The organism is Xanthomonas sp. F4 (assembly GCF_011761895.1).
This window is the reverse complement of the sequence record NZ_JAASQX010000001.1, coordinates 1,706,572-1,731,866: the sequence shown is the minus strand read 5'-3', so window position 1 is coordinate 1,731,866 and position 25,295 is coordinate 1,706,572. Positions and strand designations below refer to the sequence as shown.

Below are 25,295 nucleotides of genomic sequence, written 5' to 3'. Positions count from 1 at the left end.
GCTGGGAGAGGAGGGCCGCGCAGGCTGCGCGGACGGATCGGCCCCGCACGCGGGGCAGGGTCGCCCCGCATGTTACTTGCGGCCCGAAAGCGCGGGCAAGTATGCTGCACACCGTGCCGGGCGACCGCCCGGATGCCGTTCAGCCTTACGCAATGCCGGAAGCCCCTTTGACCGACACCACGCCCCGGCCCGCGCCGACCGAAAACCACCTCCTGATCAACGCCTACACGACGCATCCGGAGTCGCCCTTGTTGCCGGTGACGCGTCGTATCGCCGACAGCGGCTGCAATCTCGTCGATGCGCGCCTGGCCACGGTCGGCCGCGACGTGTCGGTGACCGCGCTGGCGACCGGCTCCTGGGACTCGGTGGCCAAGCTCGAAGCCATGCTCACCCGCCTCGACCGCGAGGAAGGCATGAAGCTGGTGTGGTACCGCACCGGCGCCAAGCAGGCGCAGTCCAACCTGCTGCCGTACATCGTCGAGGTCATCGCCGCCGACAAACCGGGCATCCTGTTCCAGCTGGCCGATTTCTTCGACCGCCAGGGCATCACCATCGAGAACCTGCAGAGCACGCGCTACCGCGCCATGCAGACCGGCGCGGAGATGTTCTCGGCGCAGGTGACGATCGGGGTGCCGGCGAACATGCACATCGCCGCGCTCCGCGACGACTTCCTCGAGTTCTGCGACCACCTCAACCTGGACGCGATCATGGATCCGATGAAGTTCTGAGCCGTGCTGGACACCGACGCAATCGAACGCAGATGATGGCGATGCACGCGGAGGACACCCCATGAAGGACGGCGACACCCTGGACCGCAGCACGCTGGCCTTGCCGCTGGCGCTGTCCGGCGGCGCCAGCGCCACGCTCGGCGATTACGCCGGCCGCTGGCTGGTGCTGTATTTCTATCCGAAGGACAGCACGCCCGGCTGCACCACCGAGGGCATCGAATTCAACGCGCTGCTGCCGCAGTTCGAACAGGCCGGCGCCACCGTGCTGGGCGTGTCGCGCGACTCGGTGAAGTCGCACGACAACTTCTGCGCCAAGCAGGGCTTCCGCTTCCCGCTGATCAGCGATGCCGACGAGGCGCTGTGCCGCGCCTTCGACGTGATCAAGGAAAAGAACATGTACGGCCGCCAGGTGCTGGGCATCGAGCGCAGCACCTTCCTGCTCTCGCCGACCGGCCAACTGGTCCGCAGCTGGCGCAAGGTCAAGGTTCCCGGCCACGCCCAGGCCGTGCTCGACGCGCTGCAGGCCGCCGCCAAGCAGTGATCACTGCCGTTTCCCGCACCCCGCATCGCCCTGCCCCGCAGGCAGCGATGGTTCGTCCCTGCTCCTCTTCCAGGAATCCATGATGACCCGAGGCAAGCGCATCTACGTGCTGGATACCAACGTGCTGATGCACGATCCGACCGCGCTGTTCAAGTTCGAGGAACACGACGTGTTCCTGCCGATGCAGGTGATCGAGGAACTGGACAATGCCAAGAAGGGCATGTCCGAAGTCAGCCGCAACGCGCGCCAGGTCAGCCGTTTCCTCAACGAACTGATCGAGGGCGCCGGCGCCGAGCAGATCGAATCCGGCATTCCGCTCAGCCATCCGCAGGGCATCCAGCTCAAGAGCACCGGCAGCATCGGCCGGCTGTATTTCCAGATCCGTCCGGTCGAGCCCGGGCGCAGCTTCGGCAGCGTCGCCCCGGACAACAAGATCCTGGCCGCGGTGCTGGCGCTGCGCGAGGAACAGCCGGAAATTCCGGTGATCCTGGTGTCCAAGGACATCAACCTGCGGATCAAGGCGGCGATCAGCGGCCTGGTCGCCGAGGATTACGAGAACGACCGCGCGCTCGACGATTTCAGCCTGCTCTACACCGGCGCGATCGAGCTGCCGGAGGATTTCTGGCAGAAGCACAACCAGGACCTGCGCAGTTGGAGCGACAAGGGCCGCACCTGCTACGAGATCGCCCTGGCCGCCGACGAGGACTGGTACCCGAACCAGTACCTGTACCTGCCCGGCGAAGACGAAGTGGAACTGCGCGTGGTCAAGGTCAGCGCCGAGCGCAAGGCGACGCTGGCGCTGGTCGACGACTTCCGCAGCGGCCAGCACGCAGTGTGGGGCATCGCCGCGCGCAACCGCGAGCAGAACTTCGCGCTCAACGCGCTGATGGACCCGGAAATCGACTTCGTCACCCTGCTTGGCACCGCCGGCACCGGCAAGACCCTGCTGGCGCTGGCCGCGGGCCTGGCGCAGACCATGGACCAGCAGCGCTACCGCGAGATCATCATGACCCGCGCCACGGTCAGCGTCGGCGAGGACATCGGCTTCCTGCCCGGCACCGAGGAAGAGAAGATGACGCCGTGGATGGGCGCGCTCACCGACAACCTGGAAGTGCTCACCCACACCCAGGAAGGCGGCACCTGGGGCCGCCAGGCCACCAACGATCTGCTCGCCAGCCGCATCAAGATCCGCTCGATGAACTTCATGCGCGGGCGCACTTTCCTGTCGCGCTACCTGATCCTGGACGAAGCGCAGAACCTGACCCCGAAGCAGATGAAGACGCTGATCACCCGTGCCGGCCCCGGCACCAAGATCGTGTGCCTGGGCAACGTCGAACAGATCGACACACCGTACCTGACCGAGACCACCTCCGGCCTGACCTACGCGGTGGATCGCTTCAAGGCCTGGCCGCACAGCGCGCACATCACCCTGCGCCGCGGCGAGCGTTCGCGCCTGGCCGACTACGCCTCGGAGGTGCTGTGAACGCGGCGGCCGGCGTGCGCCTGGCCGGCGCGGCGCTGGCCATGGCCCTGCTCGGCGCCTGCGCCACCGCGCGCGGGCCCGCCGCCACGGTGCCGACCGCGGTCAAGGCCGGGCAGTCGTGGATCGTCACCCGCAACAGCACCGCGGCGCAGGTGCTCGACACCTGCTCGCGTGACAGCCCGGCGCGCCACGACGGCGACGTCGCCGGCTACTGGATCCCGACCCCGGAGCAGATCGCGCAACTGGAGGCGCACCTGGCGCAACTGCAGCCGCAGATCGCCGACCCCACCGCGTCCGATCGCCAATACGTCGGCATCCTGTACCGCGGCAAGCAGGCGATCTACGTCAACGCCTTCGCGCCGGACGACAACAGCGAGCGCGACCCCACGGTCGACGCGGTAAAGGCCTGCGGCGGCGGCAGCCGTTTCTGGGGCGCGGTCTACGACCCGGCCAGCGAACGCTTTTCCGAGATCGCGCTCAACGGCGCACGCTGAGGTGGCTGCAGGCAGGCGCCAGTGCGGGCGGCACGCTGGAGCGTGCGCATCCCGCGGCCGCCGCGCCGCGGCTGCCCTGCGCGCGGCATGAACCTGGAACTGCCACGCTGGGCCTGGGCCTTCGCTGGGGCGCTGGCCGCCGTCGCCGGCATGGTCAACGTGGTCGGCTATCTGGGCTTCGAACATCAGGCGGTCACCCACCTCACCGGCACCACCACCCTGCTCGGCGCAGCGCTGGCCGACGGCGACGCACGCGCGATCGCGCAACTGGCCGGCGTGGTCCTGGCCTTCCTCGGCGGATCGATGCTCGGCGGCTTCATCGTGCAGGACAGCCGCCTGCGCCTGGGCCGCCGCTACGGCGTGGCGTTGGCGCTGGAGGCGCTGCTGCTGCTGGCGGCGATGCAGGCGTTCAAGCAGCAGCAACTCGCCGGCGCCGTGCTCGCCGCGATCGCCTGCGGCCTGCAGAACGCCACCACCACCATCTACAGCGGCGCGGTGGTGCGCACCACCCACCTCACCGGCATGTTCACCGACCTGGGCATCGGCCTGGGCCAGGCGCTGCGCGGCCTGCCTCTGCCGCGCCGGCGCATCCGCCTGAGCCTGCTGATCATCGGCGGCTTCCTGTGCGGCGGCGTGCTCGGCGCCTGGGCCTACCGCCATGTCGGCTTCGACGCACTGCTCGGCCCTGCCCTGCTGACCGGCACGGTCGGCACCTTGTATGCGCTGCAGGCGCATTACCGCAGCCGCGAGCGCTGAGGGCACGCCGAGTGCATAACCCGCGCCAGCCCTGCACAATCGGCGCATGAGCGAACCCACCGTCGTCTCCGCACTGAGTATCGCCGGCACCGATTCCGGCGGTGGCGCCGGCCTCCAGGCCGATCTCAAGACCTTCGCCGCGCACCGTGTGCACGGGCTGGCGGCGGCCGCCGCGCTGACCGCCCAGCACACCCGCGGCGTCACCGCGGTGCACGTGCCGCCGCTGTCGTTCCTGCGCGCGCAGATCGACGCCTGCTTCGCCGACTTCGACATCGCCGCGGTCAAGCTCGGCATGCTCGCCAACGCCGAGGTGATCCACCTGGTCGCCGACGCGCTGGAAGAATATCGCCCGCCCTGGGTGGTGCTGGACCCGGTGATGGTGGCCACCAGCGGCGCCAAGCTGCTGCAGGACGACGCCCTGGACGCGCTGCGCGGCCGCCTGTTGCCGCTGGCGACGCTGGTGACGCCGAACGTGCCGGAAGCGCAGTTGCTGCTCGGCCGCCCGATCCACAACGCCGACGACGCCGAGCACGCCACCGCGGCGCTGCTCGAAGCCGGCGCGCAAGCGGTGCTGCTCAAGGGCGGCCACCTGCAGGAAGGCCAGCGGGTGATCGACCGCTACGACGACGGCGTCAGCCGCAGCGAATTCAGCCATGCGCGACTGGCGCTGGACGCACACGGCACCGGCTGCACCCTCGCCGCAGCGATCGCCGCACAGCTGTGCCAGGGCCTGGCCCTGCCGGCCGCCTGCGAAGCGGCGATCGACTACGTGGCGCGCGCACTGCGTGGCAGCTACCGGCCCGGCCGCAGCGACGTGGCGGTGCTGGACCATTTCGGCGCGGCGCGCGGCCCATGATGAGCGCCGCCCCCATTGGTGCTGCGGTCGCCGAGCACGCCCTGCCCGTCGCCGCGGCCGACGGCCATCGCTGGACCTTGCTGGCGCGCATTCCCGATGCGCCGCGGCAGGCGCTGCTTTGGCTGCCGGCGCTGGGTGTGGCCGCGCGTCACTACCTGCCGTTCGCCGAAGCGCTGGCCGCACACGGGGTCGCGGTGTTCCTGCACGAATGGCGCGGCAACGGCAGCAGCACGCTGCGGCCGTCGCGGCGCTGCGACTGGGGCTATCGCGCCCTGCTGCAACTGGATCTGCCCGCCAGCCAGGCGGCGATCGCCGGGTGCGGGATCGCGGCGCCGCTGGTCGGCGGCGGCCACAGCCTCGGCGGACAGCTCGCCTGCTGCTACGCCAGCCTGCAACCGCAGGCGTTCGCTGCGTTGTGGTTGGTCGCCAGCGGCACGCCGTACTGGCGCCGTTTTCCCGCACCGCGCGGCTATCTGCTGCCGCTGGCCTACCGCCTGCTGCCGTGGCTGGCGCAGCGCCAAGGCGTGCTGCACGGCCGCCGCCTGGGCTTCGGCGGCACCGAAGCGCGCGGCCTGATCGCCGACTGGGCGCGCGTGGGCCGCAGTGGCCGCTACGCTGCGGCCGGCATGGCCACCGACCTGGAAGCGCAGTTGGCGCAACTGACGCTGCCGGTGCATGGCGTCGTGCTGCAGGACGACTGGCTGGCGCCGCAATCCTCGCTGCGCGGCTTGCTGGACAAGCTGGCCACGCCGGCCGCGCAGATCCACTGCCTGGACGCGGCGCAGCTGGGCGCGGCCGCCGATCATTTCGCCTGGATGAAGCGCCCCGCCGCCGTGGCCGCGGCGCTGCTGGCCGATCAGTGAAATTTTTCGGAAAGAGCATTGACGGGCCAGATCGACTCCCGCATAATTCCGCTCCTGACGACGCGCCCGTAGCTCAGTTGGATAGAGTACCTGGCTACGAACCAGGCGGTCGGGAGTTCGAATCTCTCCGGGCGCACCAGTCAGATGAAAAACGACAAGCCACCGCTTGTCGTTTTTTTTTGCCCTGCCGCGGCGATCCGGTCGCATCGAAGCAGCCCACAGCGGCGCACTCGCCCACGACCGTCATGCCGACGACACGCAGGTGTAGACGAATCGCCGCAAGTCGTGAATAATCCCGCGCCTGACAACGCGCCCGTAGCTCAGTTGGATAGAGTACCTGGCTACGAACCAGGCGGTCGGGAGTTCGAATCTCTCCGGGCGCACCAGTCAGATCAAAAACGACAAGCCAGCGCTTGTCGTTTTTTTTGCCTGCGCGTTGGCGATTGCAGGCCTCGCGCAAGGACGAGCGGCTCCTCCGCAGCATGACGATGCTGCCGATCACGGTGCCCGCGTACAGGCGTTCGCATTACAGACGATCAACCAAGGCGACGAGGCGGACACACACCGCCTCGGCCTCACCTGCACGAGTGCCGAGGCCCCCGGCTGACTCAGGCGATGGTGTCCACCACGCCGCCATCGACGCGCAACGCCGCACCAGTGGTCGCAGACGCCTGCGGCGAAGCGACGTAGACACAGAGATTGGCAACCTCCTCCACCGTGGCGGCACGGCGGATGATCGAGCTGGCGCGGTGCGCCTTGACGAAGTCGGCGGCGACCTCGTCCAGCGGCTTGCCGGACTGTTGCACCTGGTCGGACAACATGGCGGCGACGCCTTCGGTCAGCGTCGGCCCCGGCAGGATGGCATTCACGGTAACGCCAGTGCCGGCCATGCGCTTGGCCAGCCCACGCGACAGGGCGAGATCGGCGGTCTTGGTCACCCCGTAGTGAATCATCTCGACCGGGATGTTGAGTCCGGACTCCGACGAGACGAAGAGCACACGCCCCCAGCCCTTGTCGGCCATCCCCGGCAGATACGCTCGGGAAAGACGCACGCCGGACATCACGTTGACGGCGAGGAAGCGCTCCCATTCCGCGTCGGGCGTCTCGAAGAAGTCCTGCATCCCGAAAATGCCGGCGTTGTTGACCAGGATATCGACTGCAGGAAGCGCCGCGACGATCGCGTCGCAGCCGGCCGCAGTGGCCACGTCGCCCACCACGGCACGCACGCGGGCAGTGGCGACGTCGCGCTTGAGGGCAGCAACCGCGGCCTCGGTGCGGGCCTCGTCGCGACCGTTCAGCGCGACCTCGGCACCCGCCGCGGCCAAGCCCTTGGCGATCCCGAAGCCGATGCCGGCGGTCGAGCCGGTGACGAGGGCGGTTTTACCGGATAGATCGATGTTCATGACTGTCTCCATGCACGAAGATGAGGATGAGGATCCGCTTCGGCGCCCCACGCTGCGGGAGCACCACCGACACACGCCGACCGCGCCGGTTGTTCCGTCGACTGCATCATGTGCGCATCCAATCGCAAGGCAAGGAACGACACGTGAACGCAGCGATGTAAACCTCACCCGTTGCAGCGGGTTGCCGCATCAGCGAGGTGCAGGCGACGCAGGCAAAAGAATCGAGCGCGTGACCACATCACTTGCCCGGTCCTGCCCAGCCGCCCGCACACGCCTGCAGAGAACGCACTCGTCCGCATTAGCCAGGGCGCACGCGCGACCTGTGCGTCCGTAGGCGCCATCGACACGCATGACATTCCCGGCACGCCGACTCACGCCACGATCGTAGTGCCCTTCGACGACGGCGCCACTGCAGCCGCAGCGTCCAGCACGATCACCGGATGACCCGCCGCACGCCACGCATCCAGGCCACCGCGTAGCGGCAGCACGTCCTCGAAGTCGTGCTGGCGCAGGCGCTTGGCCAGCACCGCGGCCGACACCTCGTTGGGACAGGCGCAGTAGATGACGATCCGTCGATCGCGCGGCAAGCGTGCGACGAGCGCATCGACCTGACGATCGTCCACTTCCTGCGCGCCGGGAATGGCATACGGCTCCAGCGTGCGGTAGCCCGGTGCGCGAATGTCCAGCAGCAGTGGCGGCGTCTCGCTCTGCAGCAGCGCATGCAGTTCGTCGACGTCGATGCGCAGGGTCTCCATCGCCTTGTGCAGCGTGTGCCGGCGCCAGGCGCGATAGCCGACGTACAGCGCCAGCAGGCCGACCAGCAGCAGCGCCGCGCGCCTGCCGAGCAGGCTCAGCCAATCCAGCAGGTCCTGCACCTGGTCGGCGAAGCACAGGCCCAGCAACAAGCCGCCGCCCGCCCACAGCGCCGCGCCCAGCGCGTCGTAGCGCAGGAAGGCCCCGGCGCGCACACGCATCGCGCCGGCCATCGGCACCGACACCATCGACAGGCCGGGCACGAACTTGGCCACCGCCAGCACGCGCACGCCCCAGCGCGCATAGAAGCGCTCGGTACGCTTCATGCAGGTGTCGCGCGACAGCGACAGCCGGCACAGCGACTGCAGCGTGCGGTTGCCGTAGCGGCGGCCGGCGCCGAACCACAGCAGGTCGCCAAGCAGGCTGGCCGCGATCGACACCGACAAGGCGCCCAGCAGCGCAGTCCACATCGCCGACCCGTCGAGCAGCGCATAGGTCGCACCGACCAGGATCAGCGTTGGCAGCGCCGGCACCGGCAGGCCCAGCGACAGGGCCAGGACGTTGACGAAGACCAGCCCCAGACCATAGCGCGCAATCAATTCCTGCATGGCTTGCCGGGTGGAGAGAGGAGGATGCCGCGCATTATCCTCCCGGCATCCGCCAGGTGCGCGGGCGCCACGGCGTCACCGGCGGAACAGACCCATCCATCGCCGCGCTGGAGCGTGCGCCACGCATGAGGCCAGAGGCGCTGGCCGTCCGCGCTGGCGGGATTACGAGGCGCCGCCTTGGCCGGCGCCAACCCGAGTGCGCGGCGCCTGCGGAGCGACGGACACCGAACGCAGAGAAAGCGCCCGCGGCATTGAGACAAGGCAGACACCGCGCTCAGGCTGGACCGCCGGAGCACGGCACGCAACGCAGTCTCAACGCGTTACCGAGCCGCCGCGTGCAGGCCGACGAAGCTCACACGCCCTCGTCCAGCCGCGCCGCCATCTGCGCCAGCCACGCCGCGAACACGCCCGGTTGGCGCATGCGCGCGCGCCACCAGGCCAGCGCCGCGCCCTCCTCGCCGCTGCGCCAGGCCAGCTGGAACACCTCGTCCGGCTTCGGCTCCTCCACCGCCTTGCGCACCAGCGTGCCGCGCGCCAGCGCCGCACGCGCGTAGGGCTCGGGCAGGAAGCCGAAGCCGAGCCCGGCCAGCTGCAGCCGATACTTGCTGCGCATGTCCGGCACGGTCAGCGCGTCCTGGCCGAACAGCAGCCCGACCGTGCGCGGCAACAGGCGCCGCGCCGAATCCGCCACCGCGATCGCGCGATGCGCGCTCAACTGGCTGCGGCTGAGCGGCTCCGGGGCCTGCGCCAGCGGGTGCCCGGGCGCGACCGCGAACACGAACGGCAGCGTGCCCAGGGGCTCGGCCACGTAACCGCCGCCGCTGGGGCCTTCGCCGGCCGCACCGACCAGCAGATCCACCCGCCGGTCCAGCAGCGCCTCCCAGGTGCCGGACAGCGATTCCTGCACCACCCTCAGCCGGGTCTGGTCGGCGACTGCGTAGAACGCCGCCATGTCCTGCGCCAGGCATTCCGGCGCGAACACCGCATCCAGACCCAGCGCGAACTCGGTCTCCCAGCCGGAGGCGACGCGGCGCACGCGCAATTCCAGATCGCCGGCCGCGCGCAGCAGATGCCGGCCTTCGCGCAGCAGTTCGGCGCCCGCGGCGGTCGGCACCGCCTTCGGCCCTAGGCGCTCGAACAGTTGCACGCCCAGATCCTCCTCGAGCTTGGCGACCGTGTAGGAGATGGTCGACGGCACCTTGTGCAGGGCCTTGCCGGCGGCCGAGAACGAGCCGCGGCGGTCGATGGCGTCGAGGATCTGCAGGGCGTCGAGGCTGAGCTTGAGCATTCGAATTTTTCGATGATGGATGCCGAATCTATCCGTTTTTCAAACCCGGCGACAGCGCGGATACTTGTTTCCAAGCCGAAGCGCACGCCAAATCGCGCCAATTCAGCCCTTTCGATCCACTTGCATATCAACGCCACCAAGGAGCCTCCCATGCTGCAGATCCGCCCCGCCAACACCCGTGGCCGCGCCGAACACGGCTGGCTGTCCTCGCGCCACACCTTCTCCTTCGGCCACTACCACGACCCGCGCCACATGGGCTTCGGGCCGCTGCGGGTGATCAACGAAGACCGCGTGCAGCCGGGTCAGGGCTTCGGCACCCACGCCCATCGCGACATGGAGATCCTGTCCTACGTGGTCGAGGGCGCGCTGGAGCACAAGGACAGCATGGGCAACGGCTCGGTGCTGCGCTACGGCGACGTGCAGCGCATGAGCGCCGGCTCCGGGGTCACCCACAGCGAGTTCAACCACTCCGCCAGTGAACCGGTGCATTTTCTGCAGATCTGGGTGATGCCCGAACGCGCCGGGATCGATCCGGGCTACGAGGAAAAGCACTTCGCGCCGGACAGCAAGCGCGGCCAGCTGCGCCTGATCGCCGCTCCGCAGGGCGAGGACGGCGCGGTGCGCATCCACCAGGACGCGCGCATCTATGCCTCGATCCTCGACGGCGATGCGCGCCTGGATTACCCGCTGGCGGCCGGGCGCGGCGCCTACGTACAGGTGGTGCGCGGCACGCTGAGCGTCAACGGCCAGACCCTGCAGGCCGGCGACGCGCTCCAGGCGATCGACGAGGCGAGCCTGCAGTTCGCCGATGCCAAGGACAGCGAGTTCCTGCTGTTCGACCTGCCGCGCTAAGCGCGCCAGGCCAGGTCGTGCCCGGGGCCGTATCGGACCGGGCCGCGATGGTCTCGCGCCGTCTGCCTGCCCAGCTGCGCCATGGCGTCGCTGGGTCATTCCTGCATCGGCTGCACCTCGTGCCGCCCATGTCCTCACGCCACCCTCGGCGCCCCGTAACGCGTCCTGCACGGCCTTCGCGGCCATGCTTCCGCTCTCCCTCCCCTACTGCCGGCGTTCCGGCCGAGAGCCTGCCCGATGCGCCACCCCACCAGCGCCGCCTATGCCACTCCCTCGCGCATCCGCGAAGGGCGTCCCTTCCCCCGCGGCGCCGTGTTCGACGGTCAGGGCACCAACTTCGCCTTGTTCTCGGCGCACGCCACCCGCGTGGAGCTGTGCCTGTTCGACGATGCCGGCGCCGAGACGCGCCTGGACCTGCCCGAATACACCAACGAAATCTGGCACGGCTATCTGCCCGACGTGAAGCCCGGCCAGCGCTACGGCTATCGCGTGCACGGCCCCTATGCGCCCAGCGAAGGCCACCGCTTCAATCCCAACAAGCTGCTGCTCGACCCGTACGCACGCGAACTCGAGGGCGACCTGATCTGGGCCGACGAACTGTACGGCTACACCGTCGGCCATGCGGACGGCGACCTCAGCTTCGACGAGCGCGACAGCGCGCCGTTCATGCCCAAGTGCGTGGTCGTGGAAGATACCTACGACTGGGAGGACGACGAGCGCCTGCTGACGCCGTGGAACGAGACCCTGGTCTACGAGACCCACGTGCGCGGCTACACCATGCGCCACCCGCAGGTACCGGAAGCGCTGCGCGGCACCTGCGCGGGACTGGCACAGGAACCGGTGCTGCGCTACATCAAGGAACTGGGCGTCAGCGCAGTGGAACTGCTGCCGGTGCACGCCTACCTCGACGATCAGCATCTGCTCGACAAGGACCTGCGCAACTACTGGGGCTACAACACACTCGGCTTCTTCGCGATCAAGTCGCGCTACCTGGTCAGCGGCCACCGCGACGAGTTCCGCGACATGGTCAAGGCGCTGCACCGCCAGGGCCTGGAAGTGATCCTCGACGTAGTCTACAACCACACCGCCGAAGGCAGCGAACTGGGCCCCACCCTGTCCTTCCGTGGCATCGACAACGCCAGCTACTACCGGCTGGCCGAGGACAAGCGCTACTACATCAACGACACCGGCACCGGCAACACGCTCAACCTGAGCAACTCGCGGGTGATCCAGTTCGTCAACGACTCGCTGCGCTACTGGGCCGGCGAGATGCACGTGGACGGCTTCCGCTTCGACCTGGCCACCATCCTCGGCCGCGAACCCACCGGCTTCGACCAGCGCGGCGGTTTCCTCGACGCCTGCAACCAGGACCCGCTGCTGTCGCAGGTCAAGCTCATCGCCGAACCCTGGGACTGCGGCCCGGGCGGCTACCAGGTCGGCCACTTCCCGCCGGGCTGGTCGGAATGGAACGACAAGTTCCGCGACAACGCACGCGCCTTCTGGAAAGGCGACGAGGGCAAGCTCGCCGAATTCGCCACCCGCTTCACCGGCTCGGCCGATCTGTTCGATCGCCGCGGGCGCCGGCCGTGGGCCTCGGTGAACTTCATCACCGCGCACGACGGCTTCACACTGCACGACCTGGTCAGCTACAACGAGAAGCACAACGCGGCCAACGGCGAAGACAACCGCGACGGCTCCGACCATGACAGCTCCTGCAACTACGGCGCCGAAGGCGAGACCGACGATGCCGACATCCTGCAGTTGCGCGAGCGGCAGATGAAGAACCTGCTGGCGACGCTGCTGCTGGCCCAGGGCACGCCGATGCTGCTGGCCGGCGACGAGCGCGCGCAGACCCAGGGCGGCAACAACAACACCTACTGCCAGGACAACGAGATCACCTGGATCGACTGGGAGCGCGACCCGACCGAAGGACGCCTCACCGAGTTCGTCAAGGCGGTTACTGCCCTGCGCCGACGCTATCGCATCCTGACCCGCGGCCGCTTCCTCAACGGCCAGTACAACGAAGATGCGGGCGTGCGAGACCTGACCTGGCTCAACCCCGGCGGCACCGAAATGGACGATGCGCACTGGACCGACGCCGGCGCGCGCTCGGTCGGCCTGCTACTGGAAGGCAAGGCCCAGACCTCGGGCGTCAAGGAGCTGGCCAACGACGACACCCTGCTGATCGTCATCAATGCCTACCACGAGGGCGTGAGCTTCGTGCTGCCCTCGTCGGAAGAGGAACTGCACTGGAAGCTGGTGCTGTCCACCGACGACGCGCTGCAAGTCGACAGCATGCCGGCCGGCGCGAGCGAGTTCCTGGCGCCGCCGCGCAGCGTGAGCGTGTTCGAGTGCCAGACGTCAGCGTCTGCGTGATTGCAGGCCGCTGAGCGCGCCGTTCCCGTGTCACTTCTCGCCGCCAGGATGCGATGCTGGCGGCGAGAAGCGTAAGGCAAGCTCGGCCCGGCGGTGCTCCGGCCTCACGCTGCGACCTGCGCGCACACCACACGCTCACGCTCGCCGTCGGTAGACGCAAGGCAAGTGACGCGTAGAGACGTTCTGCACGCGTGCGAATTGCTGGCAGCGCGTGAATACCTTGCCTGATCGCCGTGCCTGCCTCACGCATGCAATAGAGACGTCGACCACTTCGATGAGGCCGCAGCGCCTCACAGCGCCACTGCGCTGTTGCGGCGGCTGCTTGCGGACCCGGCAGGCGGCGATCCTTCTGATCTGAAGGCGTATCGCAAACCGCGACGGTCACCTGCTGCGGCCCTTACGGAACTGCTGGAGAAGCGCGATCCGCCTCTCACTTCTATCTGTGCTTGCGCAAGTGCCAGCCGTGGCAACATCCCGGTGCCGATGAGATGCGAGCTTGCATCACGCTACGCCGGTGACGTCGTCATGCAGGTGTAACTGGCCTGCATGGCCTTCGGCACGGTATTCGATGACGCCGGCTCGCTACGCTGAGCGCTCACTCGCTTCCACATCCGGCATGCACGACTCGACCCAACGCACTCTCCACCCTGCTTCCAGCATGGCCTTCATGCGCCACCCGCTGCTGCGCATCGCACTGAGCGTCGCGGTCCTCTCCTTGGCGTCCTACCCGTGGCTGCCGTTCCCGTGGCGAATGCCGGTGGTCGGCCTGCTCGGCCTCGCGCTGGTATGGATCGAAACGCGCTCGCGCATGGCCTGCGGCGTGGCGCGCCCTCGCCTGGTGTCCGTGATCGGCTGGACCGCGCTACTGGTGTTGCTGACCGCCGGCTTCATCACGCCGGTGCTGCAACCGCTGATCGACACCATCACCGGAAACAAGACCGACTACAGTGCCTACGGCGCGCTCAAAGGCAACGTCCAGGCCACGACCCATCTGATCGGCGCGGCATGGCTGAGCGCAGCGCTCGGCGAAGAGCTGGTGTTCCGCGCCTTCCTCATGCATCAACTCGATGCCCTGCTGGGGCGGATACGCGGCGGCCGCTGGATTGCCGCGCTGGCCGGCGGCGTGGTGTTCGGCTTGATGCACGCCGCCCAGGGCGCTTCCGGCATCCTGCTGACCGGCGTGGTCGGCCTGCTGTTCGGGTACGCCTATCTGCGTTCCAGGCGCAACCTGTGGGCAATGATTCTCGCGCACGGCCTGATCGACACCTGGGGCGTGATCACGCTGTATCTCGGCCGGTATTGAGTGCACAGCGCTGGCGCAGGCCATCGATCGGCCTGCCGATGCTGACGGATGGCTTCGTTTCTAGCGGGAAACGAAAGATCGCGTCACTGTGCTCGTGCCCACATTACAAGGCGCTGGAGCACGCCAGCGCAGGGAATGCGCAATGACAAGCTCGATGAATAGCGCGGGCATGGGGGCGCAACCCTTCCGCCGCCTAAACGATGCGTGCGCGCCCGCTCGACTTTCACTCGAGCGCTACCAGCCGGCGCGCAGTTTGGAGATGCCCACTTGAGGGCATCCCTACTGCGGAGTCAACGATGGACAAGAATCGTACCGAAGGCGCCAAGAACCAGATCAAGGGCACCGTCAAGGAAGTCGCCGGCAAGGTGACCGGCAACAAGATGAAGGAAGTCGAAGGCAAGATGCAAAAGAACGCCGGCAAGGTGCAGAGCGAAGTGGGCAAGGCGCGCGACAACGCGCGCGGCTAAGTTCCAGGCGTTCGTGCTCCCCCGCCTTGCAAGGCTGGGGAGCTTCTGGGAGCGGCCTACATGCCACCTCGCTGATCTGCGAACTCATCCGATGCCTTCGACTCTCCGGATTCGTATAGCCCACTAGCATGGACCGCGAGTCGAACTCAGTATCGAAATGCGTTGCCGCGTTCATCAGGCGTGTCGCCACCTCCGCTCAACAGCACGCATGTCGATCACACACCAGCATGCCCTGAAGTTGCTTGACGCTACGGAGCTCTTGGAGCACATCGATAACCATGCGAGTACTGCGCGTAGGTCACTGTGTACGGAAGAAGTACGTCGTACTCTCGGACTAACAGGCGCCGATATAGCAGAGACGGTGTGGCTACGCTGAACCGCCGCAATTCAGCCCAAGCGAAGCGGATCTACTCCATGCTGTCAAAGCCCCGCGCGCGCTGGCAGCGTGCATTTATTTATCCGCATCGGTTACCAATTCGCCATGCACTGCGGAAAGCTGGCAACGGCCCATGCCCCGAATGGCCTTGGCGGCGTTGAGCGACACGTGTCACCGGCTCGCCTTCCACGTCATTGCTGGGCTGCGCAGCGCCGCGACCATATCCAGGTGCAGTCCTTCGCTCTCCAAGCAGCACGCGGCTTGGGCAGTGACGCGATGTCGATGCAGGCGCCGATCGCCGCGATGCATTCCAGGCACGGGTGTCGACTACGATGCACCAATCGTTACGCCATTGAGCAGGGTTTGCCGCTGACGTGACGCAGCTGCGAAGACGGTAGCCAATGGCAAGCGCCTTCACGATGGACGCCGCTACGCGTTGCTTGGCACGACTCGACAGCCGATAATGTTAGAGCGCTTTCCACTGCGAGTCTTCTTGCCACCTCATGAATTTAAATAAAACATTTATCAACATTATTACCTCTCCCAGAATAGCATCACTTCTGCTTGCCCTATTGCTTCCTGCCACCCAGGCCAATATGGCCATTGCAGCAACAACTCTCGCAGCGCCCGCCAAAATAACAGAAGCTGATTTTAGCGTTAAAATCAATAACCGTTCTTTTTTCCTGGGAGAAAAATGGAGTGACCAGACCAAAAAGCAGGCAGGCACTCAAATCAGCGAAGATTTCGTGGGCGATGTGCCTGACGGAGATATCAGTTACAAGTACTACCAACATCAATATAACGGATTTGAAATCTACACGGCCAACCTATTCTGGCAAGAAGAGCGGCGCGACATCGATAGCTATCTGATCGCGCAGATAACCATCAACACATCCTCGGTCAAAACAGCAAGAGGCATCACGATCGGCGATACGGAGAACGTGCTGCTCAGCAAGTATGGCCAAGGTACGGCAGATGACAGCAACAGTCAGCATTGGCTATATTATGAAGCGGGCAATAAGCGCATCTCCTTTCAACTTGAACATGAAATAATCATCCATATCATGATGACGCTCAACACGGATAGTTGAACAATCCTGCTTGATACGTCATGCAGGGTCAAATCGATCAATCCGATCACGACGCCGAGCTAGTCATTCTGGGCCACGCCTGGAGCGTCGCTCTGGCGTGCCGAGGCTTTGATCGTCGAAGCAAACCCTCATCTTTACCGAATGCCGTCCATATGTCGAAGGTGACGTGAACAGCGATCCAGCATTGATGCGACCACACAGATCGCCTCAGGGGCTACACTAAAATCTTCGAAATGCAGTGCCGGCTCCGCAACGGAGAAGTTGACGTTTTGAAAACACCCTTTTTTTTCATCAAGCTTCTCGACTGTTCCATCTACTTCCAGCAGAGATGTCAGCGCTGCTGTTGGCTGCTCGGAAGATGATGATGCTGGCCCTGTCAGGCAAAGGCACAGCACCGAGGTGATGACGAAGCCGATCCGTGTGACATCACCTCTATATAAACGCAAGAACGAAACGCCGCGGCCCAACGCATGCGGATTTTTCGAGTTGCCGCGACAGTGGCATTCAAGATTGCTGAGACCGCCGTTCTTTGATGCCAGGTGCCGGAAGCAGACTATGATCGCCCGCCAATGGCACTTCGGTCGCATGCCCCTGCCGGCAGGGGCAGTCCGATGTTGACGGACACCCGGTGCATCCCGTAATGGGAAAGAGAAACAAAGATTCGCACCCGCTTCTGCAGGATTGTTAGTGCAGGACTGTTCTTGGACGCGTCCTCCACACTACCCATTGGCAAAGAAGAACCACGCCAGCGAGGCTCGATTGCCAGGAAGCTACGGCGATGGCTATACGCACCAGCGAAACCAATGGTAGGAACACCCTGCTTCATGCCTACCGCAACGACTTTGAACTGCTGAGCTTCAACATCGATCATCGCAGGACGTTTGTCCGCTTCAGGCTGCTCCCGCACGATGCGACACCGCTTCTGCGTTGCGACCCAGCGTACCGACCTCTACTGCTGATAACGGCACAGTGAACTGGCTCCTGCGAACCAGCAAACATGGTCGCGGCATTCACTTGCGACGCGTACGGCAGCGGCATGAAGCGCTTGACGGTGTGCCTCGCCATCGCGATAGCTTGTGGCCACGATTAACTTGCCGGGCATGCGATCGTAGACATCTGCAGCGATTTAACGATTGCCTAGACGCCATCCTCTAGTATCGAGATGCTTCCGGGGAGGCGCTTTTTCCTGACGTTCCCAAGACACTATGCAGATCCAACACATGTTGGACAGCGTTCGACTCGACGCAGGCGAGAACCGATCAACAACAGGCAGTATCCCAACACCAGCTAAGGAGGGTTGCAAATGCTTTCTGATATCTCCGTAGAAGAGATCTCGCGCCGCCAAGCGCTTGGCCATCAAGGCGACTCGCTGCCGGGACAGGCGCGCTACGGCAAGGAACTGCAGCACTACAACATAAAGTCGGCGTCCGACCAGGACATCGTCGAGATACGGAAGTTGCTTGCGGTGCACGGCCTGCTCATCTTCCGCGATCAGGTTCTCGAAGACCACCATCTGATCCATTTTTCGCGACGCCTTGGGTCGGGCAAGATCGAAGCGCCTCCCAAGGCGTTCAACAGCCCTTCCGATAGTATCGCCTACCTTACCAACCTGAAGAAACCCGACGGTTCTGCACTCGGGTTCGCAGCGGACTCCACCGACGTGTGGCACTCCGACCAGGAATTCAGGGAAGCTCCCGCATCGATCGCCATGCTGTATTGCCTGATTCCCACCGACAACGAGGGCGCCACAAGTTTTGCGACGACCGCGGTGGACAATCTCGATATCGACCCAAGCGAACTGTCCGAACTACGCAAACTCTGGTCGACACGGCAAGCCGCAAGCATCGTGGCACATCCGGTGGTTGAAACCAACCCGTTCACTGGAAACGAGTTCATCTACATCAGCGAAAACACTCGCCAGTTCATTGGACCCGACGGCGAAAGCATCGCAGATAGCGACAAGAAGGCCGCGTATCTTCTCGAGAAGATTCTGAAGCCAGAAAACATCTACTCACACCCATGGAAGCAGGGAGACGTGCTGCTCTACGACAACATGCAGCTTGTCCATCGTAGAGAGGCATATCAGGGAATCCGCTTCCTCAAGGCCGTGAAGTTCCATCCTGATGGGGAGTACGTCGTCCGCCCCGCTGGAAAGATGCTGCAGTCGCCCCAGTAGTGCGGACCCGGCCCTGACAGATCCCGACTGGATCGCGCATTCCGGCGGCACCACGACCGCCGGAACGTGCGTTAGGCCACCCGCGCGACGAGTCTTTGTTGCGAAAAACACTGGATCAAGCGCCTCGCGGCGCGCCACCCCGTATGCCTCGGCCTAGGTAATCGGCGATCTTGGGGCCGTAGAACGCAGCAGCTTCCTCCATCATCAGCACATTGTGTCCAAACGGAACACTCACTTCCTGCAGCGTTCCGGACACATACGCGTTCCACGAGAACGGATGCGCCCCGCAATTGACCAGAAGCGCGTCTCCCATGAAGACAGCGCGATTCTCATATGCCTGCAGGCGCACGTTGTTTCTCTTGATCGCACAGAGACGATCCAGCATGGCGGCCTGCCGCTCGGGACAGGCATCACGCACTTCCCGGAAGCTCAATATTTCCTGGCTCCAATGCGCACGATGGCTTGACACCATTTGTTCGATCCAAGGTTCGCCGTCGAAGGGAAACCCGTCGATCAGGACAAGACTGTCCACCTCCAGCCCACGCGCCTGCATAGCGGTCGCGATGGCATGGGCCGGGATCGCTCCGAAAGACCAACCGAGCAAGTGATAAGGACCACACGCCTGAAGTCGCTGGATCTGCCCTATGTAGTCGGCGCACATCTCATCAAGCGTCGCAGGCAAGGCTTCGCCGTCGCGCAGGCCGCGCGCCTCCAGGGCGTAGACCGACATATCGGCTGCCAGATGCGGCAGCAACACCCTGTAAGGCCGACCGAATCCGCTGGAAGGATGAATACATACCAGCGTGCGATTGCGACCTTCTGGACTCAGCGCCAATGGCGCACCTTGCGGTAGACGCTTGGTGCGTTCTTCGAGCCACTGCCCCAGGTCCCGCACGGTCGACTGCTCGAAAACCGCCTGCACAGGAACGGCGATGTCGAACGCTTCCCCGATCCGACTGGCCAACTGCGCCGCTTGCGTAGAAGTCCCCCCCAGGGTGAAGAAGCTGCTGTCGAAATCTATCCGGTCGACCGGCCTGCCCAACACGTCCCCGAAAACTCCCTGGACGCACTGTTCGTGCCATGTCCGTACTCCACGCAGACACAAGGACTCACCTTCATCCTCTCGCATCGGACCCTCTTCGCTCATTGCCGGAATGCTGCGGACACGCCGCACCGCACACCCTGACGTCGTACGGCTCGACCAGCATCATGCCGCGCTCCATACCCCACCCGAATGCGCCTGCGCAATCAGATCGCCCTCCTCGATACCGTCGCAGGCGTCGACGTCGAGCGTCGCAGCGTTGTCTTGAAGCGCATCCGCCAACGCCTTGTTGCGACGCAAGACCTCGTCCCGGAGTTCGGCAAGGATATCGAAGCGGCGGCGTTCGGACAGGCCATCGCAAAGCGCCACCTCGACCTTGACAGCGACGACGCCCCCCTGCTGCGACCAGCGGGTCCGGAATTTCGGGTTACCGACCGCATGAGGATCGCGCACCTGCTCGATGCCGGCGAAGCGTGCCGTGCGCTCGATCTCAGGCACTTCGTCCACTGCCTCAAGCACGGACGCCGGAGTGACCAGCCAACGATCACCGCCAGGCTTCGGCACGCCGTATCGCGCGCGCCCCAGCGGCTTTATCGCTGTCGTGCCCGGACGGCACGAGGAGGTGTGCGTCACCTCGACGAGGTCTCCAGTCAAGTATCTGATCAGAGGCTGCGCCTGCTGGAAGGGAGACAGCGCGGTCAAGGCGAGCAGACCCTGCCCCGCGGAAATGGGGTTTCCGCTTTCGGCACCGATCACTTCTGCGATGACGAACGGCTCGAAGTGGTACCAGCCACAGGCCAGGCACTGGCTGGCGCCGCCGAACACCTCGCTGACGCCGAACCGGTCGACGACCGGCGCCGCCCAGGTCTCCTGCAGCCTACGGCGCCAGGCCTGCGTCAGATACTGCGAGTAAGAAACCACCAGGCGAAGCGCCGTGACTGGGAAGCCATCCGGATAGGTTCGCAACGTGTCCAGGGTAAACGCGCGCAAGCAGCGCTCCAGCCCCATCAGCACCGAGCAGCGTGCATCCACGTTGGCGTCGTTGTGGCTGCGCAGGAGAGTGGTCCGCCCGTACTCGAAACTGCCCGCGTCGAATACGCTGACACGATGATAATGGGCAGCCCCGGGCACCCGGACCAGGTGGCCGTGATACGGGTTCTTGAACTCCAGCCCACGCAGCAGTGGCCCCGGTGGGCGGTCGCGCAGCACTCTCGCGAAAAAATCGGCGATGAACGCCTGCTCACGGTCGCTGCGCACCGTGATCAGCGGATTTCCCGTCGTCCCCGTGGTGAAGACATCGTCGCAGATGACCCCTGCGCGATTCCTCGCTGCATCGCCGGCCGCGCGGATGTGATCCTTCTCGACCGGTGGCAACTCTGCCAGGCTATCCAGGCCGACATGCCGCAGCGAGCATCCTGACCAGTGCGCGCGATAAAAAGGGGTATCGAGCGCGTTAGCGATCGTTCCGGGAAGAAGCGCACCGTGAAATGCGTGCAAGGCCTGGATCGAGCCAGACTGCGATGCCTCAAGCAGATCGCTGTCGTGCCGCATGAACTGGACGCCTCCTTTCCCTGGCGCCATCTGAAAATCCGGAAAGGACGAGCGCACCGGGTTCTCGTGTACGAAGTACACCCTGCGACTCCTCCTGCAAAAAAAACCGCCCTGAAGGCCGGGGCGGCACTACGACGCCGATAGCGCATCCATGTCTAGCCGACGCTGCCATTCTCGTTCACGAGAATCGAGCGGGCGACATTCATCAGCTTGACCGTCTCGGCCGTCGTCATCGGACTCGCCGACGATGACGCTTCGGTAGACGCCTGCCCGCCGACCGGCTCTTCACCTGCAGCCACCGGGCGATCGGCTTGCGCGTGCTGCGCAGCAGACTGCACCGTGCGCCAATCGTTTTCGGTCGCTTTCGCGTACAGCTTTGCCACCGATTCAACCTGCTCTTCTTCGTTCGTCATTGCCAATCTCCTTGAAAACCATGATCAGTGACTCGGACATGGAAAGCGGTGGTCGTCTAGCGACATGGCCAACCTGAGACCCTAGTTGTAAAGCACCAGAAACCGCAGGTCGGCCGAACTGCGTAGGTGACCCGTGACCGGTCCCTGCGCATTGAAGAAGGCGGTATGCGCACACACCCCCGCGACATCGCGCAAGCCGGTGTCGGTTCCCGACGAGAGACTGCCATGCGAGGTGAGCAGACTCTTACTGGCGCTGTCGTGGCATTTGAACAGGATGACTTCTTCCGGCCTCAGCCCACTCCAGTGATACCAGCGATGCGCGTCGCTGTGCTTGAGCGAAAATCCTTCACGGTCCTGCACCCAGCGCTCATGCATCCATTCCGGAAGGATCCTGCGCGTGACCACCAGATCCTCTACCGGATCCACCGTGCGGTAGTCGAGCAACGCGAGTGGAAAGTTCTTGACCGGCTCGACGAACGCACGCCAGACGTTGATGATCTGAAACCGGCTGACATGCCGCGCGTGGCTGGCATGATGATCGAGCCGCGCCTGCGCACTGGTTGGGTTCTGGTCAACGTGCACGCGCTGGTACGGCCCGACGAACGGATTGTTGACCAGCTTGACGGCGGATTCGGTATCTTTCTGGCGGATGCATGTATCGAAATGCACGACATCGTCCGCGCCAAGCACGTTCTTCAGCAGGTCCTTGGTTTCCTCGATGTAAGACTCGATCGACGCATTTCCGTACTCCAGAAAATCCTTCTGGTCCACTGCAGTGGGGGCGTCGAATTTCTGGAATCCCCAGCCATCCAGCGTCGGACTCAGATCGGGCGCGGTTCGCAGATCGTTTACGCCTAGCTCGATCCCGACTGTCAGGAAGTTGCAGATGACCTCCGGCGGACGCGTGGCCGCGTCGCATTGCCAGTTGTCCACCCGACCTCCTGGGGTGAGCGGAGCGGAGTAATACAACGTCGTAGGTGCACTTTCCATTCTTCTCACCGCCTATCAATGGCCGTTGACGTCGGGACAGAAACGCTCAGAGTAAGCGGCGATCTCTGCTGGTAAGCCGCCGCGATTGCGGCAGCAGCGCGAATGCGTCGAATATGCACTGCTGAAAAATCAGGCACTAGCCCCTCAGCGAGGAACCGATCCTACTCTCGGGAGATTCGCACTGTCAACGAAGATTCTGCGATACGCCGCGCAATCCGGCACAGATTTACGAAGACAGTTCTAAACGGAAAATGTGACCATTCGACTGCGATTTCCTGTCCACTTGCAAACAGTGCGCAACCACACGGAACGCCATCTGGAAATCGAACAGAGCTGGAATTGTCTACCAAAAAAAACGTGGAAATGCATAGAGTTCGCGCCTGTCGCAACGATCCCTTCGCTGCACCATCGCCAGGATCAAGTTCACTTGCGACATGCTGCAACGCAACCAGGATGACGCACAGAGAACTGCAATTCCTGCAGCACGCTGCATTATGCTGAATTACATGGAGTACGGCCTTGACGCGACCGAATGTTCAGGCAGACCCCAAACGGATTGGGAAAGTAGCGAATATTTCATTCATTGTTTCCGTCAGCCTATTCATTATCTTTGCGGCGCTCGCGAAGTGGCGTCTTGAGCCGGTTCCTCCGGCCACGGCAACCGACGCGGACCGTTTTTCCGCCGATCGGGCCTTCGACGTATTGACGCACCTCCTGCCGCAGCAGCTGCCACATCCTGTTGACAGCGAAGAAAACGACAAAGTACGGCAGCGGATTCTCGCCACACTGCGCGCGTACGGCTATCAGCCGGACGTCCAACAAGCCATGTCCTGCCGCAAGCTTAGGGTCTACGTCTGCGCCAAGGTGGAGAACATCACCGCGCTGCGCGAGGGATCGGCAGACGGCAAGACGTTGCTGTTGTCTGCGCACTACGACTCGGTCGATGCAGGCCCCGGTGCAAGCGACGACGGTGCGGGCGTGTCGATCCTGCTTGAGACGGCGCGGATGCTTGCGCAACGTCCCGCAGGCAGGAACAGCGTTCGCTTCCTGTTCACGGACGGCGAAGAAGCCGGACTGCTGGGTGCCCACGCATTCGCCACCCAGTCCCCGCTCGCCGCCGGTCTCGCATTGGCGATCAACATCGAGGCACGCGGCACGTCCGGACAAAGTGCGTTGTTCGAAACCGGCAGCACCAGCGGCTGGCTGGTCGACGCCTTCGCCGCCAGCTCCGCACGGCCGCTGGCCAATTCCCTGCTCGACACAGCATATGCGCTGCTGCCCAACGACACCGACCTGACGATCTTCAAATCGCACGGCATGCAGGGCGTCAACTTCGCCTATGGCGATCACATGGCCTACTACCACACGCCACGCGACAATCTGCAGTCGCTGAACCGCGGTAGCCTTCAGCAACAAGGCGATCACGTCTACGGCCTGCTTGTCTCGCTGCTGGATCGCGACATTCCTGCACCGGAGGCGATGGGCCGCCGGGTGTACACCGACATCATGGGAGTGGGCGTGGTTCGATGGCCGGCAAGCGCCGGCACCGGCCTGGCCGTCGCACTGCTTGGCATCTTCGCGTTGTGCCACTGGCGCCGCGGACAGCGGCAGCCCATTGCCGGGGTCAGCATCCTGACCGGGTTCTTGCTGGTCGTCGCCTGCGCCGTGCTGGGCGGCCTGGTCGGCTACTTGCTGACGGCCGCCCTGTCCATGGCAAATGGGGGCGATCCGTCATGGCACAGCGCCACCGCGGCCAACCGGTTGCTGTTATGGACGTGCGTGCTGCTGGCGACATTGGCCACGCAACGCGCACTCAGGCGCTGGAGCAGCCCCGAAGGAAGCTGGATCGGCGTGGGATATGCGTGGCTGTTGGCTGGCGTGGTGACGGCCCTGTTCCTGCCCGGCATCAGTTACCTGTTCATCCTTCCCTCCATGGCACTGTCGGCCGCGGCACTGCTGCTCCTGGCTGCCCCGCGATTGCGCGAGGCCTTGCCGCTTGTTCTGTTGCTGCCGGCATCTGTGGCGTTCGCGACCTTGCTGAACGCGGCATTCCTCTTCGAAATGCTGCTCGGGTTCAATGAGGCAATCGGCGCTGTGAGCATGGGCGTGCTCATCGGCCTGGCCGCCTCGTTCCATGCGCCATTGATGCCGACCGGCACGCCCTCCAGGACCCTGCGCTACGGCGGCGCCGCGATGTTGCTGGTCGTTGCCGGCAGCGCCTTCTTTTCGATGCACGCCCCCGCCTACGACGCAGAGCAGCCGCAGGCGGTGAACATCCTCTACGTACAGGGCGCCGGCGGCGAGGCCCATCTCGTCTCGTCAACCGCGTCGCCGCCTCTCGCTGTGGCCCGTGCAATGGGAGCCAGGGCGTCCATGAAACCCGTCTTCCCCGAGTCCGGTGAGACCTATCTCGCCGCGCCTGTGGCATCCGCGTCGCTGAGCCCGGCAAACGTGACCGTTCTGAGAACGGAGCAAACCGCCACCGGAAGGACCTCGACCATTCGCATCGATGCGGATGCCTCGATCCGGCGTGTAGGCCTGTTTTTCCCGGAGGCAATGGGATTGCACTCGATCGAAACCGCAGACCAGCGGATGGACTATGCGGGCAGCCGCTCCAGCTACGGGCACTACAAGGTCCTCAATTGTCGAGGCAGGTCATGCAACGGCATGCAGCTCACCCTCGCGATGGCCAACAAGGGCCCGGCCACCGTGCTGGTCAAGTCATTCTCACCCCTGACCAAGCAGGCTGGCGCGCTGGCGAAGGCCAGGGACAGCGGCGCCGTGCCTTACCAGGACGGCGACCAAAGCGTCGTCATCAGCGACGTCACGCTCTGACCCGAAAGAGGCGCTCCCGATCCATACCTGGCACCACCAGCAAGGCAAGA

Annotated in this window: 22 protein-coding genes and 2 tRNA genes; 16 read left to right on the top strand and 8 right to left on the bottom strand. The window is 64.8% G+C overall.

What is annotated here, in order from left to right; all coding sequences use genetic code 11:
* The first annotated feature begins 152 nt into the window (after window positions 1-152).
* The 9 genes from FHR66_RS07590 (at window position 153) to FHR66_RS07550 (ending at window position 6,107) form a co-directional block, all read left to right on the top strand.
* On the top strand, window positions 153-728 hold the full coding sequence (locus tag FHR66_RS07590) for a glycine cleavage system protein R (RefSeq protein ID WP_087943489.1): 576 nt from the start codon (window positions 153-155) through the stop codon (window positions 726-728).
* 61 nt (window positions 729-789) lie between these two features.
* Window positions 790-1,269 (top strand): peroxiredoxin, encoded by a 480-nt coding sequence (locus tag FHR66_RS07585; RefSeq protein ID WP_010343914.1) that lies wholly within the window; start codon window positions 790-792, stop codon window positions 1,267-1,269.
* 82 nt (window positions 1,270-1,351) lie between these two features.
* Entirely contained in the window at window positions 1,352-2,752 is a 1,401-nt protein-coding gene (locus FHR66_RS07580) for a PhoH family protein (RefSeq protein WP_160969602.1), read from the top strand.
* A 41-nt stretch (window positions 2,753-2,793) separates the two neighbouring features.
* On the top strand, window positions 2,794-3,246 hold the full coding sequence (locus FHR66_RS07575) for a hypothetical protein (RefSeq protein WP_184647261.1): 453 nt from the start codon (window positions 2,794-2,796) through the stop codon (window positions 3,244-3,246).
* An 87-nt stretch (window positions 3,247-3,333) separates the two neighbouring features.
* Window positions 3,334-4,002, top strand: a complete 669-nt coding sequence (locus FHR66_RS07570; protein WP_160969598.1) for a YoaK family protein — start codon at window positions 3,334-3,336, stop codon at window positions 4,000-4,002.
* Between the two features lie 46 nt (window positions 4,003-4,048).
* Window positions 4,049-4,858, top strand: a complete 810-nt coding sequence (thiD, locus tag FHR66_RS07565; protein WP_160969596.1) for a bifunctional hydroxymethylpyrimidine kinase/phosphomethylpyrimidine kinase — start codon at window positions 4,049-4,051, stop codon at window positions 4,856-4,858.
* Window positions 4,858-5,721: an alpha/beta hydrolase family protein gene (locus tag FHR66_RS07560; protein ID WP_160969594.1), complete on the top strand. Its 864-nt coding sequence runs from the start codon at window positions 4,858-4,860 to the stop codon at window positions 5,719-5,721. Before thiD ends, FHR66_RS07560 begins: the two co-directional genes overlap by 1 nt.
* Window positions 5,722-5,783: 62 nt before the next feature.
* Window positions 5,784-5,860: transfer RNA gene (locus FHR66_RS07555), tRNA-Arg, on the top strand.
* A 170-nt stretch (window positions 5,861-6,030) separates the two neighbouring features.
* Window positions 6,031-6,107, top strand: a tRNA-Arg gene (locus tag FHR66_RS07550).
* Window positions 6,108-6,329: 222 nt separating this feature from the next.
* Here FHR66_RS07550 and FHR66_RS07545 read toward each other — a convergent pair.
* The 3 genes from FHR66_RS07545 to FHR66_RS07535 form a co-directional block, all read right to left on the bottom strand.
* Window positions 6,330-7,124: an SDR family NAD(P)-dependent oxidoreductase gene (locus FHR66_RS07545; RefSeq protein ID WP_160969592.1), complete on the bottom strand. Its 795-nt coding sequence runs from the start codon at window positions 7,122-7,124 to the stop codon at window positions 6,330-6,332.
* A gap of 371 nt (window positions 7,125-7,495) precedes the next feature.
* Window positions 7,496-8,485 carry a DedA family protein/thiosulfate sulfurtransferase GlpE gene (locus FHR66_RS07540; RefSeq protein ID WP_160969590.1) on the bottom strand — a complete coding sequence of 330 codons (990 nt, stop codon included), beginning with the start codon at window positions 8,483-8,485 and terminating at the stop codon, window positions 7,496-7,498.
* 352 nt (window positions 8,486-8,837) lie between these two features.
* Window positions 8,838-9,773, bottom strand: coding sequence for a LysR substrate-binding domain-containing protein (locus FHR66_RS07535; protein ID WP_160969588.1), 936 nt, complete (start codon window positions 9,771-9,773; stop codon window positions 8,838-8,840).
* Window positions 9,774-9,923: 150 nt separating this feature from the next.
* Between FHR66_RS07535 and FHR66_RS07530 the strand changes: the two genes are divergently transcribed.
* The 5 genes from FHR66_RS07530 to FHR66_RS07510 all read left to right on the top strand — a co-directional run bounded on the left by FHR66_RS07530 (window position 9,924) and on the right by FHR66_RS07510 (window position 16,238).
* Window positions 9,924-10,625 (top strand): pirin family protein, encoded by a 702-nt coding sequence (locus FHR66_RS07530; protein WP_160969586.1) that lies wholly within the window; start codon window positions 9,924-9,926, stop codon window positions 10,623-10,625.
* Window positions 10,626-10,862: 237 nt separating this feature from the next.
* Complete coding sequence (glgX, locus tag FHR66_RS07525; protein ID WP_160969584.1) at window positions 10,863-13,001, top strand: glycogen debranching protein GlgX; 2,139 nt, start codon at window positions 10,863-10,865, stop codon at window positions 12,999-13,001.
* Window positions 13,002-13,752: 751 nt separating this feature from the next.
* Entirely contained in the window at window positions 13,753-14,304 is a 552-nt protein-coding gene (locus tag FHR66_RS07520; protein ID WP_202394922.1) for a CPBP family intramembrane glutamic endopeptidase, read from the top strand.
* A 296-nt stretch (window positions 14,305-14,600) separates the two neighbouring features.
* Window positions 14,601-14,771 carry a CsbD family protein gene (locus FHR66_RS07515; RefSeq protein WP_160969582.1) on the top strand — a complete coding sequence of 57 codons (171 nt, stop codon included), beginning with the start codon at window positions 14,601-14,603 and terminating at the stop codon, window positions 14,769-14,771.
* Between the two features lie 879 nt (window positions 14,772-15,650).
* Window positions 15,651-16,238 carry a hypothetical protein gene (locus FHR66_RS07510; protein WP_237475424.1) on the top strand — a complete coding sequence of 196 codons (588 nt, stop codon included), beginning with the start codon at window positions 15,651-15,653 and terminating at the stop codon, window positions 16,236-16,238.
* A gap of 134 nt (window positions 16,239-16,372) precedes the next feature.
* Here the strand turns inward: FHR66_RS07510 and FHR66_RS07505 are convergent, their stop codons facing one another.
* Window positions 16,373-16,825, bottom strand: a complete 453-nt coding sequence (locus FHR66_RS07505; protein WP_167087624.1) for a hypothetical protein — start codon at window positions 16,823-16,825, stop codon at window positions 16,373-16,375.
* A gap of 716 nt (window positions 16,826-17,541) precedes the next feature.
* On the opposite strand from FHR66_RS07505, the gene FHR66_RS07500 reads away from it, so the two are divergent.
* Window positions 17,542-18,414 carry a TauD/TfdA dioxygenase family protein gene (locus FHR66_RS07500; protein WP_237475423.1) on the top strand — a complete coding sequence of 291 codons (873 nt, stop codon included), beginning with the start codon at window positions 17,542-17,544 and terminating at the stop codon, window positions 18,412-18,414.
* 115 nt (window positions 18,415-18,529) lie between these two features.
* On the opposite strand, the gene FHR66_RS07495 is transcribed toward FHR66_RS07500, so the two are convergent.
* The 4 genes from FHR66_RS07495 to FHR66_RS07480 all read right to left on the bottom strand — a co-directional run bounded on the left by FHR66_RS07495 (window position 18,530) and on the right by FHR66_RS07480 (window position 22,410).
* A complete protein-coding gene (locus FHR66_RS07495; protein ID WP_160969576.1) occupies window positions 18,530-19,561 on the bottom strand; it encodes an alpha/beta fold hydrolase in 1,032 nt (343 codons plus the stop codon).
* Window positions 19,562-19,621: 60 nt separating this feature from the next.
* On the bottom strand, window positions 19,622-21,088 hold the full coding sequence (locus FHR66_RS07490; protein WP_160969574.1) for a phenylacetate--CoA ligase family protein: 1,467 nt from the start codon (window positions 21,086-21,088) through the stop codon (window positions 19,622-19,624).
* Between the two features lie 74 nt (window positions 21,089-21,162).
* Window positions 21,163-21,420, bottom strand: a complete 258-nt coding sequence (locus FHR66_RS07485; protein ID WP_160969572.1) for a hypothetical protein — start codon at window positions 21,418-21,420, stop codon at window positions 21,163-21,165.
* An 81-nt stretch (window positions 21,421-21,501) separates the two neighbouring features.
* On the bottom strand, window positions 21,502-22,410 hold the full coding sequence (locus FHR66_RS07480; RefSeq protein WP_160969570.1) for a CmcJ/NvfI family oxidoreductase: 909 nt from the start codon (window positions 22,408-22,410) through the stop codon (window positions 21,502-21,504).
* A gap of 519 nt (window positions 22,411-22,929) precedes the next feature.
* Here FHR66_RS07480 and FHR66_RS07475 point away from each other — a divergent pair.
* Window positions 22,930-25,245 (top strand): M28 family peptidase, encoded by a 2,316-nt coding sequence (locus tag FHR66_RS07475; protein WP_160969568.1) that lies wholly within the window; start codon window positions 22,930-22,932, stop codon window positions 25,243-25,245.
* Window positions 25,246-25,295 lie beyond the last annotated feature (50 nt).

What these genes read in the sequence shown, in the direction of transcription:
- FHR66_RS07520 (WP_202394922.1), top strand. Translation starts at nt 13,753, where the DNA reads ATGCCGGTGGTCGGCCTGCTCGGCCTCGCGCTGGTATGGATCGAAACG.
- FHR66_RS07590 (WP_087943489.1), top strand. Translation starts at nt 153, where the DNA reads ATGCCGGAAGCCCCTTTGACCGACACCACGCCCCGGCCCGCGCCGACC.
- FHR66_RS07510 (WP_237475424.1), top strand. Translation starts at nt 15,651, where the DNA reads ATGAATTTAAATAAAACATTTATCAACATTATTACCTCTCCCAGAATA.
- FHR66_RS07585 (WP_010343914.1), top strand. Translation starts at nt 790, where the DNA reads ATGAAGGACGGCGACACCCTGGACCGCAGCACGCTGGCCTTGCCGCTG.
- FHR66_RS07570 (WP_160969598.1), top strand. Translation starts at nt 3,334, where the DNA reads ATGAACCTGGAACTGCCACGCTGGGCCTGGGCCTTCGCTGGGGCGCTG.
- FHR66_RS07560 (WP_160969594.1), top strand. Translation starts at nt 4,858, where the DNA reads ATGAGCGCCGCCCCCATTGGTGCTGCGGTCGCCGAGCACGCCCTGCCC.
- thiD (WP_160969596.1), top strand. Translation starts at nt 4,049, where the DNA reads ATGAGCGAACCCACCGTCGTCTCCGCACTGAGTATCGCCGGCACCGAT.
- FHR66_RS07495 (WP_160969576.1), bottom strand. Translation starts at nt 19,561, where the DNA reads ATGAGCGAAGAGGGTCCGATGCGAGAGGATGAAGGTGAGTCCTTGTGT.
- glgX (WP_160969584.1), top strand. Translation starts at nt 10,863, where the DNA reads ATGCGCCACCCCACCAGCGCCGCCTATGCCACTCCCTCGCGCATCCGC.
- FHR66_RS07540 (WP_160969590.1), bottom strand. Translation starts at nt 8,485, where the DNA reads ATGCAGGAATTGATTGCGCGCTATGGTCTGGGGCTGGTCTTCGTCAAC.
- FHR66_RS07505 (WP_167087624.1), bottom strand. Translation starts at nt 16,825, where the DNA reads ATGCGACCGAAGTGCCATTGGCGGGCGATCATAGTCTGCTTCCGGCAC.
- FHR66_RS07515 (WP_160969582.1), top strand. Translation starts at nt 14,601, where the DNA reads ATGGACAAGAATCGTACCGAAGGCGCCAAGAACCAGATCAAGGGCACC.
- FHR66_RS07575 (WP_184647261.1), top strand. Translation starts at nt 2,794, where the DNA reads ATGGCCCTGCTCGGCGCCTGCGCCACCGCGCGCGGGCCCGCCGCCACG.
- FHR66_RS07500 (WP_237475423.1), top strand. Translation starts at nt 17,542, where the DNA reads ATGCTTTCTGATATCTCCGTAGAAGAGATCTCGCGCCGCCAAGCGCTT.
- FHR66_RS07530 (WP_160969586.1), top strand. Translation starts at nt 9,924, where the DNA reads ATGCTGCAGATCCGCCCCGCCAACACCCGTGGCCGCGCCGAACACGGC.
- FHR66_RS07580 (WP_160969602.1), top strand. Translation starts at nt 1,352, where the DNA reads ATGACCCGAGGCAAGCGCATCTACGTGCTGGATACCAACGTGCTGATG.
- FHR66_RS07485 (WP_160969572.1), bottom strand. Translation starts at nt 21,420, where the DNA reads ATGACGAACGAAGAAGAGCAGGTTGAATCGGTGGCAAAGCTGTACGCG.
- FHR66_RS07480 (WP_160969570.1), bottom strand. Translation starts at nt 22,410, where the DNA reads ATGGAAAGTGCACCTACGACGTTGTATTACTCCGCTCCGCTCACCCCA.
- FHR66_RS07535 (WP_160969588.1), bottom strand. Translation starts at nt 9,773, where the DNA reads ATGCTCAAGCTCAGCCTCGACGCCCTGCAGATCCTCGACGCCATCGAC.
- FHR66_RS07545 (WP_160969592.1), bottom strand. Translation starts at nt 7,124, where the DNA reads ATGAACATCGATCTATCCGGTAAAACCGCCCTCGTCACCGGCTCGACC.